Source organism: Thalassospira alkalitolerans (assembly GCF_002115745.1).
Classification (GTDB): domain Bacteria; phylum Pseudomonadota; class Alphaproteobacteria; order Rhodospirillales; family Thalassospiraceae; genus Thalassospira; species Thalassospira alkalitolerans.
Window position 1 is genome coordinate 231,280 of record NZ_JFKB01000004.1, and the last position, 16,265, is coordinate 247,544.

Here is a 16,265-nt window from a genome sequence, read left to right on the forward strand (position 1 = left end):
CGTTTCTCCGTTTATGTCGCCCGGCAACCGGGTTGCGGGCATTATCATTTGCTGTGGGACGCGACGTTTTTAAATCGATTCAATTCATCAGGCAAAGGAAAAGCCACCTTACGCGAAAAGTGGCTTTGAACCGGTGTTTTTTCAATAACTTCAGACTGATTTCCCCAGCGCAACTTCGCGGGCGCGGCCAAGCGATGTCATCCATTCATCAAAATGATCATCATGGTCAAGCTGATAGCGATAATGCCGCGCAAGTGCTGCGTTCAGTTTACCACCCCGCCCCAGCAGATCATCCGCAAAGCCAATCATGCGCGAATTGGGCCAGGCAATCGGTCGAATGGCGCGCAGTTTGGCGAACAGCTCATCCTCGGCGATATCAGGCTGAGCCTGCGCCATCAGGGTCAGCATCGCAGCCGTTGAACGCGAAACCCCCATATGGCAATGCACCAGCAAATGGCCGTCTTGGCGTGTATCAACAGTATTGCGCAGCCCATCGCCGAACGTCAGGACTTCTTCAACATGGGCCGGTGTCGGGGCAATCTGATCGGGAAGATCATCAATAATATCGTGGAAACGCAAAATCGTGCGTTCATGCGGGGCATAGGCATTAAACGCATCAAGGTCGGCACGTTCCGGATCAACCACCGAAAGCACATGCGAAACCGACCGGGTCTGATGGTTTGGCAGTTCTTCGATACCACAAATCGTCAATAACGAGATCGAAACCGGTTTCATATCTATTCTCCGATGCAATGAATGGTCGCCATAACATCACAGCAATATGAAAAAGCAATGGCCGGTATTATGAAAATACCGGCCATTGCCAAATTCCGGTTAACGCAACAATCAGGGTTTTCTGTTCACCGCATGGATGTTCAGCATTTCCCACGCAATCGTCGCACCGGCCAATGACGTAATATCGGACACATCATAAGGCGGGGAAACTTCAACCACGTCCGAGCCAATCAGATCAATCCCACCGGCCAAACCACGCAGGATCGAAACCGCCTGATGGCTGGTCAGCCCGCCCAATACCGGCGTACCGGTTCCCGGGGCATAGCAAGGGTCAAGTCCGTCAATATCAAAGGTGATATAGGCATGATTATCACCCACCACATCCTTGATTTTGGCAACGATCTGATCAATCGACATCGCCTGAACATCCGGCCCATACAGGATGTTAAAGCCATGGGTTGATTCATTATGGGTACGAATACCGACCTGAATTGATTTCGCCGGATCAACAATGCCATTCTGGGCCGCATGCCAGAACATGGTGCCATGATCAATACGATCCCCATCGTCTTCCCAGGTATCGGAATGGGCATCAAACTGGATCAGGGAAATACCCTTGCCGTATTTCTCGGCATGGGCTTTGAGGATCGGATAGCTAACGAAATGGTCCCCACCAATCGTCAGCATCTTGGCACCGGATTGTACGATATCACGCGCGTGATCTTCGATCATTTCCGGGATTTTATGCGGATAACCGGGATCAATAACCATGTCGCCATAATCAACAACCGCAAGCTCGGCAAAGATATCGCGCCCCGACGGGAAATGCGGCGCCCAGGCCAGATTGACCGAGGCGCGACGCACACCTTGTGGGCCAAGGCGCGTTCCCGGACGACTTGACGTTGCAAGATCATAAGGAATCCCCGTCACCGCAACATCAATCCCGTTAAGATCACGGGAATATTTCCGTCGCATGAATGACAGCGCGCCGGAATACATCGGCTCGCTGGTATTCTGATGCACAGATTTCGCAGTAAAGGCGTTGTCGCCGCCTTTGGTATCGATAACCCCGGTACTGCTCATAGCTCGTCCCTTATCTATTCCCCTGGCCGATCCGGCGTTCAGGCGTCGCCCAGTGCAATCCAGGTCGACTTGATTTCACAATATTTGTCCAGTGCATGCAGCGACCGGTCGCGACCGGTACCCGATTGCTTGTAACCACCAAACGGCATGGTGATTGATCCACCATCCCAGCAATTGATCCAGACAAGACCGGCGCGCAATTTTTTCGCGGCCAGATGGGCCTTGTTGATATCGCGCGTCCAGACTGCTGCTGCCAATCCATATGGCGTATCATTTGCCGTCTGAACAGCCTCTTTCCAATCCTTGACTGAAATCACCGACAAAACCGGGCCAAAGATTTCTTCTCTGGCAATGGTCATGTCGTTTTTGACCCCGTCAAACACGGTCGGCTCAACATAATACCCACCAGATTCGGTCCGTGCCCGTTTACCACCGGTACAGAGTGTCGCACCTTCGGCCGATCCTTTTTCGATATAACCAAGAACGCGGCTCATCTGGCCTTCATCGACAATAGCACCCATTTCGGATTTCGGATCCAGCGGGTCACCCGGTTGCATTTTTGCCCCTGCGGCGACAACCTTTTCAATGAATTCATCCTTGATGCTTTCTTCGATAATCAGGCGCGATCCAGCCGTGCAAACTTCACCCTGATTATAGAATATACCACCTGCAGCAGACTCGGCTGCGGCGTCCAAATCCGGGCAATCAGCCAGAACGATATTCGGGCTTTTGCCACCGCATTCCAGCCAGACACGTTTCATATTCGACAGACCGGAATATTGCAGGAACAGTTTGCCGACTTCACCAGACCCGGTAAAGGTCACGCAATCCACATCCGGATGCAGACCAAGCGCCTTGCCCGCCGTCGGGCCAAAGCCCGGAACCACGTTCAGAACACCTTCAGGAAGACCGGCTTCAATCGCAATTTCAGCAACACGAATGGCCGTTAGCGATGATTGTTCCGCTGGTTTAAGAATGATCGAATTGCCCATCGCCAATGCCGGGCCAAGTTTCCAGACCGCCATCATCAGCGGGAAATTCCATGGCACCACGGCCGCAATCACGCCAAGCGGTTCACGGGTAATCATGCCAATCGCGTTGGTTTCTGACGGGGAAACCTCGTCATAGATCTTGTCGATGGCTTCGGCGTACCAGCGAATGCATTTATACGACAACGGAATATCATCCCGTGCCGCAAGCTTGATCGGTTTGCCCATATCAAGGCTTTCAAGCAATGCCAGTTCGGCGGCGTTCTTTTCCAAAAGGTCCGCGAAATGAAGCAGGATCGCCTTGCGTTTCGTCGGTGCTGCTTCGGACCAGCTGCCTTTTTCAAAAACGGCCCGTGCCGATGCAACAGCGCGATTGACGTCTTCGACATCACATTCGGCAACCTTGGTCAGGATCTTGCCATCACGCGGGCTGATGCAATCAAATGTCTTGCCCGATGCGGCATCGACATAGGCACCATTGATAAAGGCCTGATTCCGGATTTTAAGGCTGGCGGCCTGTGCGCTCAGCTGTTCAAAACTCAACTGGTTTGTCATGCGGATATCCTCCTGACAGGTGGCGCGTCGTTATTTTCGGCCGCGCATTATATAAAAATATGATTGTTCAATCAGTATGACGGCGGAGTTGCCGCACTGACGACTTCGCATTCAACATCGCCTGCATTGCGGAAACGGTGCGGAATTTCCGCATTAAAGTAATACGCATCCCCGGGGCCAAGCACCTGAACACGTTCACCCACCGTTACGGCAAGCTTGCCGCGAACAACGACACCGGCCTCTTCGCCTTTTTGAACGATAAGTTTATCGCCGGTATCGCCACCGGGCGGATAGATTTCATGCAGGACACGCAGTTTGCGATCTTTGCGGGTTGCCCCGACAAGGCGCATCGACATGGTTCCGTCTGACAGTTCGACAAGTTCTTCCTTGCGAAAGAAAATCTCCTCGCCATTTTCCAGATCGATTGTAAAGAAATCGATCAAACTCATGGGGATGCCATCCAGAACCTTGGTCAGACTATCCACCGACGGACTGACCCGGTTCTGTTCAATTGTCGAGATCGTGCTGTTGGTAACACCGGCGCGACGCGCCAGTTCACGCTGGGACAGCCCATACATCGTACGTATGGCCTTCAAACGATCCCCAACCTTCTGTGACATCCGGTTTCTTCCCTGTCGATCGCTCTTATCGGCGATTATTTTACAAATTTGGCGTTATACCGCGTCAAGATACCAACGATATTCAAGCGCTGTGACCTCGGAGAAGAATTCGTCATATTCCGAACGCCGACAAATATCGAAAACCTCGACAAAACGTTCGCCCAGATAATCGCGAACAATCGGGCCATCAACAAAATGATCCAGCGCAGAAATCATGCTGCGCGGGACAATTTTGCCGCCATGCTGCTCGTAACCGTTTCCAACAATCGGATCACCCGGATCAAGCTTATTTTTCAGACCGTAATGCATACCGGCAAGAACACAGGCCAGAACCAGATACGGATTGGCATCCGCACCCGACACACGATGTTCAATACGCGCCGCCTTCGGGCTGCCAGCCGGAATACGCAAGGCAACGGTCCGATTATTAAGCCCCCAGTTCGGTGACATCGGCGCATAGGCCTTGTTCTGGAACCGGCGATAGGAATTCGGGTTTGGCGCAAAAATCGCCATGCTTTCAAACATCGACGCCTGAAGCCCGCCAATCGCATGCAACAGGTTGTCGGAAACTTCTTCGTCGCCTTTAGGCGTCAATACGTTGTTGCCTTCTTCGTCACGCAAGGAAACGTGAACATGAAGGCCGTTACCCGCCTGATCGGAATACGGCTTGGCCATAAAGGTTGCCGTTACCCCGTGATCCCAGGCAATGCCCTTGACCACGCGCTTAAGCTGCATGGCATGATCGGCGGCCTGCATCGGGTCATTAACATGCCCCAAATTAATCTCGAACTGACCGGGACCTGCTTCGGCAACAATTGTATCAGCCGGGATACCCTGTCGGTTAAGTTCGCCAACCGCATCATGAAGGACTTTTTCAAAATCTTCGATCTGTTGCAGGCCATAAACCTGAACACCGTCAGACGCAATCCCGCCGCCAAGCGGTGCGGGCGGCAAGGGTGCCGCTGTCTGTTCGTTCTGATCGGCAAGATAGAATTCAAGTTCAAGTGCAACCGTCGGATAGAAACCATCTGCGGTCAGACGATCAACGACACCCTGCAATACGTTACGCGGATCGGCAAAGAATCTTGTGCCATCCAGATTATGCAGGCTCATCATCACCTGTGCCAGCGGCAGCTCGCCATAGGGAACCGCATGCAATGTGCCGGGAATGGGCTTTGCCACATTGTCCTGATCACCACTGGACCACAACATGCCCGTACCTTCCGGTGTATCGCCGGTGATATCCACCAAACACACGGAACCAGGCATATTTATGCCTTCCTGGAAGCTTTTGAGAAACTTCTGCTTGCTGATTCGCTTGCCACGGAACACCCCGTTCACATCAGGGATAAGCAATTCGACCAGTTCGATATCAGGATTTGTCTCAAAGAATCGCAGAGCTTCAGCCCTGCTGTCTTCGACGAACGACGTGTTCATCGTCTATTACTCCCAGAAAAGCCGCTTTATTCACTATCGCATCGTGCCCCGCCCAATGAATTCGGTCAAGCCCCTCGTGCGATATATCGTACAAATAATGCAGTGCAAAATAAATCATCCGGGCAAATATGTTGCAATACCGCGACGATTGCAAACTCCCGTCCCATATCGGATACCGCCCCAAAAACATCAAATTGGCATCACAAAAATTCCTCTTGCAAAGGTGTTCGAAAAAACGAACACTAGGCCCAGATGTTCAACATATCGCACAAAACAGGCAAGCATCGCTGTCAGGAGACGTTATGAATAATTTCGACAAAACCGCCTATTGGCAGGATATCGATCAACAGCACCACATTCACCCGTTTACCGATACGGCTGATTTGAACAGCCGTGGTACACGCGTGATTACCCGTGCCGATGGCGTATTCATTGAAGATTCACACGGCAAAAAGTATCTGGACGGCATGGCCGGTCTTTGGTGCGTCAATATTGGTTATGGCCGCAAAGAACTTGCCGAAGCCGCCTATAAGCAGATGCTTGAACTGCCCTATTACAACAACTTCTTCCAGTGTGCGAATGCGCCCGCAATTGAACTTTCCAAAGTTCTTGCAGAAATTACGCCCGATGGTTTGAACCGCGTCTTTTTTGCCAATTCCGGGTCAGAAGCAAACGACACGGTTGTTCGTATGGTGCACCAGTATTGGAACCTTAAAGATCAGCCGGAACGCAAAGTCATTATCAGCCGCAAAAATGCCTATCATGGCTCTACCGTTGCCGGTGCGTCGCTTGGTGGTATGGCGGGAATGCATTCGCAGGGCGGGTTGCTTCTGCCCGATATTGCCCATATTGACCAACCGTACTGGTACGGCGAAGGCGGCGATCACACCCCCGAAGAATTCGGCCTGATTGCGGCGCGCAAGCTCGAAGAAAAAATCGAAGAACTTGGCGCAGATCGCGTTGCGGCCTTTATCGGCGAACCGATCCAGGGTGCTGGCGGCGTGATCATTCCGCCGTCAACCTATTGGCCAGAAATTCAGCGTATCTGCAAAAAATACGACATTCTTCTGATTGCTGACGAAGTCATTTGTGGTTTTGGCCGTACCGGTAACTGGTTTGGCTGCGATACCTTCAACATCAAGCCGGATCTGATGCCAATGGCAAAAGGCATGTCGTCCGGTTACCTGCCGATCTCGGCGGTGATGGTTGGCGACCGGGTTGCCGATGTATTGATCAATGAATGCGGTGAATTCACCCATGGCTTCACCTATTCCGGGCATCCGGCATGTGCGGCTGTGGCGCTTGAAAACATCCGTATTTTACGCGACGAAAAAATGGTCGAACGCGTCCGTGATGATATCGGTCCGTATTTCGCCAAACAGCTTAAAACCCTTGAAGACCACCCGCTGGTCGGGGCCGTTGAAACCGTTGGTTTGATTGCCGGTATGCCGTTGGTCGACAACAAAGCCACGCGCAAACCATTCGACAAACCCGGTGTCGTTGGCACGATCTGCCGCGATGCCTGTGTTGAAAATGGTGTGATCATGCGGGCCTGCGGTGATCGCATGGTGGCGTCACCGCCACTTTGCATCACCCACGGCGAAGTTGACGAACTCGTCAAACGTGCGCGTGCGGCCTTCGATGCGACCGCAAAAAAAATCGGAAAAATGTAAACCCCGATTTGATATCCCTGCATTACACAAACACCCGGCGTGATTTATCATTGCCGGGTGTTTGCCATTTCATCCCGCCCCTCAACCGCCACCACACGCCAGAGTGCCCCATGCTCAAACATCTATATCAACCCACCGCCTATCAAACCGACACCCTTCCTGAAAGTTACTGGGTCGCCAGTGCCTCGCCCCTGCCCGATTGCGAAACGTTGCCCGACGCCACAACAATCCAGACCGAAGTCGCCATCATTGGCGGCGGATACACGGGCCTTTCAGCAGCCCTTGAACTGGCCGAAAACGGGGTCGATGTTGCCGTATTTGACGCCGGGCGCAGTGGTTGGGGCGCATCGGGCCGCAATGGCGGGTTTTGTTGCATGGGCGGCAGTGGCAAAAGCTACGCCCAACTTGCCAAACAGTTTGGCGAGGATGAAACGCGCCATTTTGCCAAGCTTCAAAGAAGCGCCATCGATCTTGTCGGATCACGGTTGGAAAGCTGGAATGTCGATGCGGACCGCCATTCAAACGGCGAAGTCATCTTGGCGCATAAACCCAACCGGGTTGCCGACTTGCATGAAGACGCTGCCGAAACAGCGCATTTCACCGATATCGAAACCGAGCTCCTGACACCCGATCAGCTTCGTGAACATGGCCTTAGCGCCGGGGAAACCTATGGCGGGCTGCATGTCAAAGCGGGCTTTGGCCTGCACCCGATGAAATATCTGGCCGGTCTGCACCGTCAATGTGCATCAAAAGGTGTTCGGATATTCGAACAGGCCACCATCGAAGATGTGAAAGACACCGGCAACGGCTATGAATTGACATCTAAAAACATCCGGATTTCAGCCCCAAAAGTCATCATCGCCACCAATGGCTATAGTGCCGAAAACCTGCCCGACTGGATTGGTGGGCGCTTGATGCCGGTCTTTTCCGGTATTCTGGTCACCCGGCCGATGTCTGATGATGAACTTGCCAATCAGGGCTGGACCAGTGATTTGATGGCATTTGATAGCCGCATTCTTTTGCATTATTTCCGCAAACTGCCCGATAACCGGTTCCTGTTTGGGGGACGCGGTGGCATTACCGCCACTCCAACGTCTTTTGCCCATGCCAAGCAAGACCTTTTGGGTAATTTCAATCGCATGTTCCCGGCATGGCGCGATGTCGATATCACCCATCACTGGAACGGGCTGGCCTGTCTGTCACAATCCTTCCGCCCCTATCTTGGCCGGGTTCCGGGGCACCGTGATATCTGGACCGGGCTTGCCTGGCATGGCAATGGCGTTGCATTGGGCAGCCTTGCCGGTCAGATGCTGGGCAAACAAATCCTTGGTACACAGCAACCGTCGGAAACCGGTGCCATCATGGGCACACCGCCGGATCGTTTTCCGTTTTCCCGGTTCCGCCGGATTGGTCGCAATCTTGCTTATCGGTACTATGGATTGCGTGACAGGTTTGCGTAATCGGGCAAACTGACTTATCTCATGTCACGGCAATGGCTTTGGCGCTATTGCCGTGATTATTATCTGCATTAAACAGAGCCCCCATCATGTCTGATCAACCGACCCTTGCCGAAATCAACGAACGCCGCGAAATCGCCACGCGAAAAATCCGCGAAGACACCGGCATTGATCAGGACATGATCAAAAATGTCGTGCATGGCTTTTACGCCAAGGTGCGCGATGATGCGATGCTGGGCCCGATATTTGACGCCAAGATCACCGACTGGGATCATCACCTTGGGCGGATGTGCATGTTCTGGTCATCGGTGGCGCTTGCCAGTGGTTCCTATGACGGGCGCCCGATGCAAAAACATATGCCGCTTAAAATTGATCGCACCCATTTTGATCGCTGGCTTGAATTATTTGCCCAAACCCTTTCTGAACAATGCGAAACACCCGCCGCTCGACATTTCATGGAACGCGCGCTTCGGATCGCATCAAGTTTCGAAATCGGCATCGCTGCGCATAACGGCGTCATTCTGGGCAAGGGGGAACGCTATGACCCGGTTTCATCCTGGGAGCCAAAATAACCCGGTCAAAGCCTGTCGCGGATTGAATACCAGGTCATTGCCAGGACCAAAAGCGGATAACGCAATGCCTTGCCGCCCGGGAAACTCGGGATTTTGATATTGGCCATCACATCAAACCGTTCCATCGTCCCCGAAATCGCATCGGCCATGATTTGCCCGGCAAGGGTCGCCAGCGCCACCCCATGCCCGGAATAACCGGTTGCGGTAAAGACGCGATCCTCGACCTTATTGAAAAACGGCATGCGGTTCATCGTAATCGCCAATGTCCCGCCCCAGCCATAATCAATTTTAACGTCTTTAAGCTGCGGATAGACTTCAAGCATATAGGGGGCGACAAAGGATTTAATGTCTTTGGGGAAGTGATAGCTATAAGTTTCCCCACCGCCAAACAGCATGCGGTTATCCGCCGACAGGCGATAATAATTGATCACGAATTTTGAATCTGCCACCGCCACATCATCACGGATCAAATCACGTGCCAGATCATCGCCCAATGGCTCGGTCGCGATGATAAAATTGTTGATCGGCATGACCCGTTTGGCAACGCGATCTTCCAACCCGTCCAGATAACCATTGCAACCCAACACCATCATGTCTGCGGTCACGCAATGCCCGGCATCGGTTTTAACAACGATTTTTTCCCCGCTGTCATAACCGGTCACCGTCGCATTTTCATAAATCTTTGCCCCGGCAGCACGGGCCGCATCGGCAATGCCAATCGCAAAGTTCAGCGGATGAAGATGCCCCGCCCCCATATCAAGCGACCCACCATGATAAAATTCCGACCCCAACATGTCGCGGATTTCATCGCGCCCAACCGTGCGGATCGCGTCATAGCCATATTCGGTCTGAAGCTTTTGGGTATATTCATGGGTTCCCGCAACAAACCGTTCGCGATGATCCGCATGTAAAATGCCCGGTTTCCAGTCGCATTTGATCCCGTGTTTGGCGATCAGGCTTTTGACAATATCCTTGGATTGTTCGGCAATATCCCAAAGCTTTTTGGCGTCATCACGGCCAAGCATCTTTTCAAGGTCGTCCTGTTCACGTCGCTGGCCCGATCCGACCTGCCCGCCATTACGCCCCGATGCGCCCCAACCGACCCGATGTGCTTCAAGCAACACAACGCTGTAACCGCGTTCCGCCAGATGAAGGGCCGATGACAAACCGGTGAAACCGCCGCCCACTACCACAACATCGCAGGACTGATCACCATCGAGTGTCGCGAAGGGTTCGGTTTTATTCGACGTCGCCGCATAATAGGATTGCGGATACGCACCGGCTTTGTCATTTGCGGTCAGGAAATTGGGGATAAACACGGGATGCCTCGAATGGTTGTCTGATGGTTCGTTATCCGATCATGGTGCCGGAAACGCGGCCTGTATCAAGGGAAAATTGCCAAATGTCAGGCTGGCCACATGCTTTTCACCGATTATGCCAAAACAGGCAACAAGCGGGGCAAAGGATTGCGCAAAAACAGTTGTTAAGCCCCGAACCTGCAAGCCGTCAGCAACCATGCTGGTTCGTTCAACCCGGCGAATGGCTAACCGCCTCGACCATGCGAAGGGCGGTCTTGGTCGCTGCACAGCCCCCCCGCGCCGTACAGCGCAGATCAGGATGCATCATCGCCCCGATCTTCACCGTCTGATCGACCAGTTCGTCATAGCCCAATACCGCATCAAACCCGGCCAGTATCGCCATGGCCGATGAAAACGCATGCGACACGCCAGCAACATTGCGCGCATGACACGGGATTTCAACATCCCCACCCACCGGATCACAGACCAGACCCAGCGTATTCATCAAACACATGCTGGCCGCATCAAAGCATTGCTTGGGATCACCGCCAAAGGCCTGCGCCACACCGGCGGCCGCCATCGCTGCCGATGCCCCGGTTTCAACCGAACATCCACCACATTCGGCGGCAAAAGTCCCGCGTGCGGCAAATACCGCCCCCACCAAGGCCATCACTTGCAACGCATCGGTCGCCCCGTCCAGATCAATACCATGCCGGATCAGACCATAAAGCGTTCCGGGCACCACACCGGCACTTCCGGCTGTCGGCGCGGCACAGACCAGCCCGCGATTGGAATCCCGTTCCATTGCGGATAATGCCCCGGCAATGGCATCTTGCAACACCGCCCCGCCAAGGCCACCCGGCAGATTGGCATCGCGCACCTTGCGCGCGCGTAAGGTTAAAAACCGCATCACATTGTCTTCGGGTTTGGCATCAAATCCTTCGGCCACAACCCGCAACATCAATTCACAGCGTTCACGAAACAAATCACGTGTTGCCGCGTGTGATAACCCAAGGCGCCTGGCCTCAAGGACCAACCCCGCCTCGGCAAGCGATCCACCATGTTCCATCGCAACCCCCATCACGGCGTCACTGGTTGAAAACAGATCATCGGTGGCACAAACCGGATATTGCGCGGCCTCGGCAAACCACACTGCGTCAATACCATCCTGCGCCCGCAATACCGCAATCACCTTGGCATCGGGCAAGGCCTGCAACGATATTTCGCAGCGGCTGTATTTCGGATCAATGGCCGTACCAAGCAGCATATTGCCATTCACTGTCAGTCTGGCCGCGATATCATCGGCCAGATCACCAACACCCTCACCCCAGACAAACACGCTTGCGGTCTTGCCGGTTAAAAACACCGGCTCATTATTCATCGCATCAATATAAAACATCCCGCCGCCGACCGATGCCCCGGCATATAAATCGCTGCGTTCCGTGCCATCCGCAGTGACCACCATCAATTCCAGGTCAACACGGTTGGGGTGGTTATTGTTTTCAAGTTCGGTGATTTCGACCAAAAACTGAAATCCTTCACCGCGCGAAACACGCGGCAAAATATCGCGGTAATCCGCATCGGTCAGGGCGGCACCGGCAAAACCGGCGGCAAAATTTTCGTCCGAACTTTGCGCCTGATAAACCGGTGCGAACGACCCGCGCGGATCAAACCACACAATCGCTTTTTGCAAAACCTCGTCATTGCTGCACGAAAGCTCACGCGCCAATTTCGCCATCATATAAGGGGCGGCGCAATGTGAACTGGACGGGCCGCGCATGACGGGGCCGATCACGGAATTAAGCAGGCTGATTTCTTGCATGGCGAGGCAATCCGGGAATATTGCATATTTTATGCCCTGATGATCGCCCGAGCATCGGCCAAATGCAATCACCGAAACGAAAACCCCGGTCGCTGACATCACAGGAACCGGGGTTTTCAATCGTTAGCGTTGTTTGGTTTGCCATTCGGGATGGACAAAGAACGGCGCATCCGATGGCGGCAATGGATCGCGCCCGCGAATGATATCAGCGGCCTTTTCACCAATCATGATCGTCGGCGCATTCAGATTACCCGATGCAATCGTCGGCATGATCGAACTATCGACCACGCGCAAACCTTCGATGCCATGCACACGGGTATTTTCATCCACCACGGCCATATCATCGCTGCCCATTTTGCACGAGCATGACGGGTGATAGGCGCTTTCGGCATGATCGGCGACCCAGGCATTGATGTCATCATCGGTCTGGATGTCCTTGCCCGGTCCGATTTCAACACCACGCAGGTCTTTAAACGCATCCTGGGCAAAGATTTCGCGCGTCAAACGCACCGATGCCCGCATTTCTTCCCAGTCTTCCGGGTGGCTCATATAATTCGGGTCAACGATGGGCCGCTTGGCCGGATCATTCGATGCCAGACGGATCGTTCCGCGCGATTTGGACCGCATCGGGCCGACATGAGCCTGAAAACCATCCTTTTCGGCCGCTTTGGACCCGTTATAGTTAACCGCCGCCGGAATGAAATGATATTGCAGGTCCGGGTGCTGAACCCCGGCCTTGGACCGGATAAAGCCACCTGCTTCAAAATGGTTCGTCGCACCAAGGCCGGTTTTGAACAAATACCATTCAAGGCCGATCTTGAACTTGTTCCACGGATCAAGTTTGCTGTTCAGGCTGATCGGTTGGGTGCATTCCATCTGAACGTAAAGCTCCAAATGGTCCTGAAGATTCTCGCCAACACCGGGAAGATCAGCAACGACATCAATGCCATGCTCGCGCAAATGTGCCGCCGGGCCAATGCCCGACAACATCAAAAGCTTGGGAGAATTGATTGACCCGGCCGACAAAATAACTTCGCGCCCCACATAGGCACGTTTCAATTCACCCCGATGGGTGAAATCAAGTCCAATGGCACATTTTCCATCAAAAACAACGTTCTGCGCCAATGCCTTGTTGTAGACTGTCAAGTTGGGTCGTTTCATTGCCGGATGCAAATAAGCCCGTGCGGTGGACCAACGACGCCCCTTATAGACCGTCATATCCATCGTCCCGAGACCTTCCTGGCGATAGCCGTTCTGGTCATCGGTATGGGTATAACCGGCCTCAACTCCGGCCTTCATCCATGCCTGATACAGCGGGTTTTTGCACGCCCCCGTGGTGACATGCTGTGGCCCATCCCCACCGTGATAATCATCACCATTGGCATCTTCATTACGCGTATTGGCCTTGCGGAAATACGGCAGGCAGCGCGCATAATCCCAATCTTTCAGGGCAGCATCCTGTTGCGCCCAGCGATTGTAATCAAGCGCATTGCCCCGAACATAAGCCATGCCATTAACCGAACTGGACCCGCCATAAACCCGCCCGCGCGGTGTTTCCATACGGCGGTTATTCAAATTGGGCTGTTCGGTGGTCCAGAACGCCCAGTTATAGGTTTCAGACTGCATCGGATAGGATAATGCCGTTGGCATATGAATGCGCCAGTCCCACCAATGATCCACCGGCCCGGCTTCAACCACCAAAACCTTAACTTCCGGGTCTTCGCTCAGTCGGCTGGCCAAAACGGCCCCGGCGGAACCGGACCCCACAATGACGTAATCATAATTTTCGGTCGTGGTCGGCGTATTCATGCTTCATCCCTTGCTTGCAACGGGTTGCGGGCGGCCATTAAGTAAGATTGATATGATCAATCAGTAAGGCGCCTCAACATCGCCGGTTTCGACATAGACGGATTTGATGCGGGTATAATGTTCAATCGCCGCCCGGCCGTTTTCACGTCCGACACCCGATTTCTTGACCCCACCAAACGGCATCTCAATGGGGGTGATGTTGTATGTGTTGATCCAGCACGTCCCGGCTTCCAACCGCGCAACAACACGATGGCCACGCGACAGGTCTTTGGTAAACACGCCGGCTGCCAAACCATATTGGGTATCATTGGCACGTTTGATGACTTCATCTTCGTCGGTAAAGGTCAGAACTGACATCACCGGACCAAAAATTTCCTCGCGCACGATGGTCATATCATCGGTGCAGCCGGTGAAAATCGTCGGCGCGATATACAGACCACCTTTGGGCATATTTTCCGTCACGGCATGACCACCCAGAACGCATTTTGCGCCCTCACCCTTGCCAGTTTCAATAAAGGACATGATTTTGTCGAACTGCGCCTTGGTCACAATCGGGCCGACTTGCGTTTCCGGCTTTTCGGGATCACCAAGAACCAGATTTTTGCTGCGTGCGATCAGCTTTTCGATAAAGGCATCCGCAACGCTTTCATGAACAAAGACCCGCGTCCCGTTCGAACAGATTTGCCCCGAGGAATAGAAATTCGCCATCTGCGCACCGGAAACAGCGTTATCCAGATCAGCATCTGCAAACACGATCATCGGTGATTTGCCGCCAAGTTCCATGGTGACGGCCTTCATGCCGCCTGCGGCAACGGATGCGACCTTTGCCCCGGTTTCTGCCGACCCGGTCAATGAAACCTTATCAACACCCGGATGTTCAACCAGTGCCGCGCCACAAGTCCGCGCGCCCTGCACAACATTATAAACCCCATCAGGCAAACCGGCTTGCTGAAGGGCTTCGGCAACCGCAATTGCCGATAACGGGGTGACTTCGGATGGTTTGAAAACAACCGCGTTGCCGCACGCCAAGGCCGGGGCGGCCTTCCAGCAGGCAATCTGGATTGGATAATTCCATGCCCCGATGGCAGCACAAACGCCAACCGGCTCGCGGCGCGTATAGGCAAAATTACCACCAAGATCGATATGTTCACCCGCAAGGCTACCCGCAACACCGGCAAAATATTCAAGGCATTCCACACCGGAAATCACATCAACAATTTCGGTTTCCTGAATGGCACGACCGGTATCGCGCGTTTCAACCAAGGCTAGTTCATCATTGCGATCCCGCAAAATCTGGGCTGCTTTAAACAGCACTCGTGCACGTTCGGCCGCAGGCGTCTTTTTCCAGATTTCAAATCCGGCCCGTGCGGCTTTCACTGCCGCGTCAACATCGGCAGCCGTACTTTCATTGCCCCCGGCAAGAACGGCATTGGTCGCGGGGTTTAACGTCACCATCTCCGCGCCCGAACCAGCGATTTTCTTGCCATTGATGAAGTTCTGGATCTGATAAAGGCTCATGTCGAAACTCCTGCAGGTCGCATCGGATACGGGCGACCTTCGTTCAAATTATGTATCGATTGGTCCCGGTTTCAGGACTCACGCGCGGGCGAACTCGCCAGATAAAGATGCATGGTATCAAGCACCATTTGGCGCGCGGCCCCAACATTGGATCGCCCCGGCGCCAGACCGGATCGCACCCAGATGCCGTCAATCAGGGCGGCCACAACGGTGGCAATTTCTTCGGCCCGCTGATCTGTCGTCAGCAAACGCAACTCATGGCGCAGATTTGACGCCAGTCGTTTAAAATAAATCATGTTCAAACGGCGCAATGCCTCGGAAAATGGCACCTGCGACCAGAATGACAACCACGCCCCGATCACCTGCGGGGTAAATTGTTCTTCGTTGAAATTAGTTGCAACAATCGCTTCAAGGCGCTCGATCGGCGTTTGCGCCTTGCCGACGCGTGCCAGAAAATCACTGCGAAGTTCCTGCATCAAAAACCGCATGGTTGCTTCCAGCAGCGCGTTCTTGCCGCCAAAATAATGCGAAATAATGCCCGACGACATTCCGGCTGCCCCGGCAATACGACTTATTGTGGTGTCAGCAAAACCGTGACGATGGATGGTTTCAATTGTTGCGTCGATCAATTGCCTGCGGCGCACAGGCTGCATTCCAACCTTGGGCATTCACATATCCAATTCCAAGCGATCCGAAG

Annotated in this window: 13 protein-coding genes; 3 read left to right on the forward strand and 10 right to left on the reverse strand. The window is 53.5% G+C overall.

Annotated elements, in window-relative coordinates; genetic code table 11:
* Positions 1-150 precede the first annotated feature (150 nt).
* The 5 genes from TALK_RS07765 to TALK_RS07785 all read right to left on the reverse strand — a co-directional run bounded on the left by TALK_RS07765 (position 151) and on the right by TALK_RS07785 (position 5,419).
* Complete coding sequence (locus tag TALK_RS07765; protein ID WP_085617557.1) at positions 151-735, reverse strand: tyrosine phosphatase family protein; 585 nt, start codon at positions 733-735, stop codon at positions 151-153.
* Positions 736-846: 111 nt separating this feature from the next.
* Positions 847-1,818, reverse strand: a complete 972-nt coding sequence (gene speB, locus TALK_RS07770) for an agmatinase (RefSeq protein WP_085617559.1) — start codon at positions 1,816-1,818, stop codon at positions 847-849.
* A gap of 38 nt (positions 1,819-1,856) precedes the next feature.
* Positions 1,857-3,362, reverse strand: coding sequence for an aldehyde dehydrogenase (locus TALK_RS07775; protein WP_085617561.1), 1,506 nt, complete (start codon positions 3,360-3,362; stop codon positions 1,857-1,859).
* Positions 3,363-3,433: 71 nt separating this feature from the next.
* Positions 3,434-3,982, reverse strand: coding sequence for a cupin domain-containing protein (locus TALK_RS07780; protein WP_085617562.1), 549 nt, complete (start codon positions 3,980-3,982; stop codon positions 3,434-3,436).
* 54 nt (positions 3,983-4,036) lie between these two features.
* Positions 4,037-5,419: a glutamine synthetase family protein gene (locus tag TALK_RS07785; protein WP_085617564.1), complete on the reverse strand. Its 1,383-nt coding sequence runs from the start codon at positions 5,417-5,419 to the stop codon at positions 4,037-4,039.
* A gap of 302 nt (positions 5,420-5,721) precedes the next feature.
* Between TALK_RS07785 and TALK_RS07790 the strand changes: the two genes are divergently transcribed.
* The 3 genes from TALK_RS07790 to TALK_RS07800 all read left to right on the forward strand — a co-directional run bounded on the left by TALK_RS07790 (position 5,722) and on the right by TALK_RS07800 (position 9,121).
* The gene (locus tag TALK_RS07790; protein WP_085617566.1) at positions 5,722-7,092 is read left to right on the forward strand and encodes an aspartate aminotransferase family protein; all 1,371 of its coding nucleotides are present in this window, start codon (positions 5,722-5,724) and stop codon (positions 7,090-7,092) included.
* Between the two features lie 110 nt (positions 7,093-7,202).
* Positions 7,203-8,552 carry an NAD(P)/FAD-dependent oxidoreductase gene (locus tag TALK_RS07795; RefSeq protein ID WP_085617568.1) on the forward strand — a complete coding sequence of 450 codons (1,350 nt, stop codon included), beginning with the start codon at positions 7,203-7,205 and terminating at the stop codon, positions 8,550-8,552.
* Positions 8,553-8,638: 86 nt separating this feature from the next.
* Positions 8,639-9,121, forward strand: coding sequence for a group III truncated hemoglobin (locus tag TALK_RS07800; RefSeq protein ID WP_085617570.1), 483 nt, complete (start codon positions 8,639-8,641; stop codon positions 9,119-9,121).
* Positions 9,122-9,126: 5 nt separating this feature from the next.
* Here the strand turns inward: TALK_RS07800 and TALK_RS07805 are convergent, their stop codons facing one another.
* From TALK_RS07805 to betI, 5 genes are all read right to left on the reverse strand, one after another.
* Positions 9,127-10,440, reverse strand: a complete 1,314-nt coding sequence (locus tag TALK_RS07805) for an NAD(P)/FAD-dependent oxidoreductase (protein ID WP_085617572.1) — start codon at positions 10,438-10,440, stop codon at positions 9,127-9,129.
* A 208-nt stretch (positions 10,441-10,648) separates the two neighbouring features.
* Positions 10,649-12,241: an L-serine ammonia-lyase, iron-sulfur-dependent, subunit alpha gene (locus TALK_RS07810; RefSeq protein ID WP_085617734.1), complete on the reverse strand. Its 1,593-nt coding sequence runs from the start codon at positions 12,239-12,241 to the stop codon at positions 10,649-10,651.
* Between the two features lie 123 nt (positions 12,242-12,364).
* The gene (gene betA / locus TALK_RS07815; RefSeq protein WP_085617573.1) at positions 12,365-14,050 is read right to left on the reverse strand and encodes a choline dehydrogenase; all 1,686 of its coding nucleotides are present in this window, start codon (positions 14,048-14,050) and stop codon (positions 12,365-12,367) included.
* Positions 14,051-14,110: 60 nt separating this feature from the next.
* Complete coding sequence (gene betB, locus TALK_RS07820) at positions 14,111-15,568, reverse strand: betaine-aldehyde dehydrogenase (RefSeq protein WP_085617575.1); 1,458 nt, start codon at positions 15,566-15,568, stop codon at positions 14,111-14,113.
* A gap of 71 nt (positions 15,569-15,639) precedes the next feature.
* Entirely contained in the window at positions 15,640-16,236 is a 597-nt protein-coding gene (betI, locus tag TALK_RS07825) for a choline-binding transcriptional repressor BetI (RefSeq protein WP_085617577.1), read from the reverse strand.
* Between the last annotated feature and the right edge of the window lie 29 nt (positions 16,237-16,265).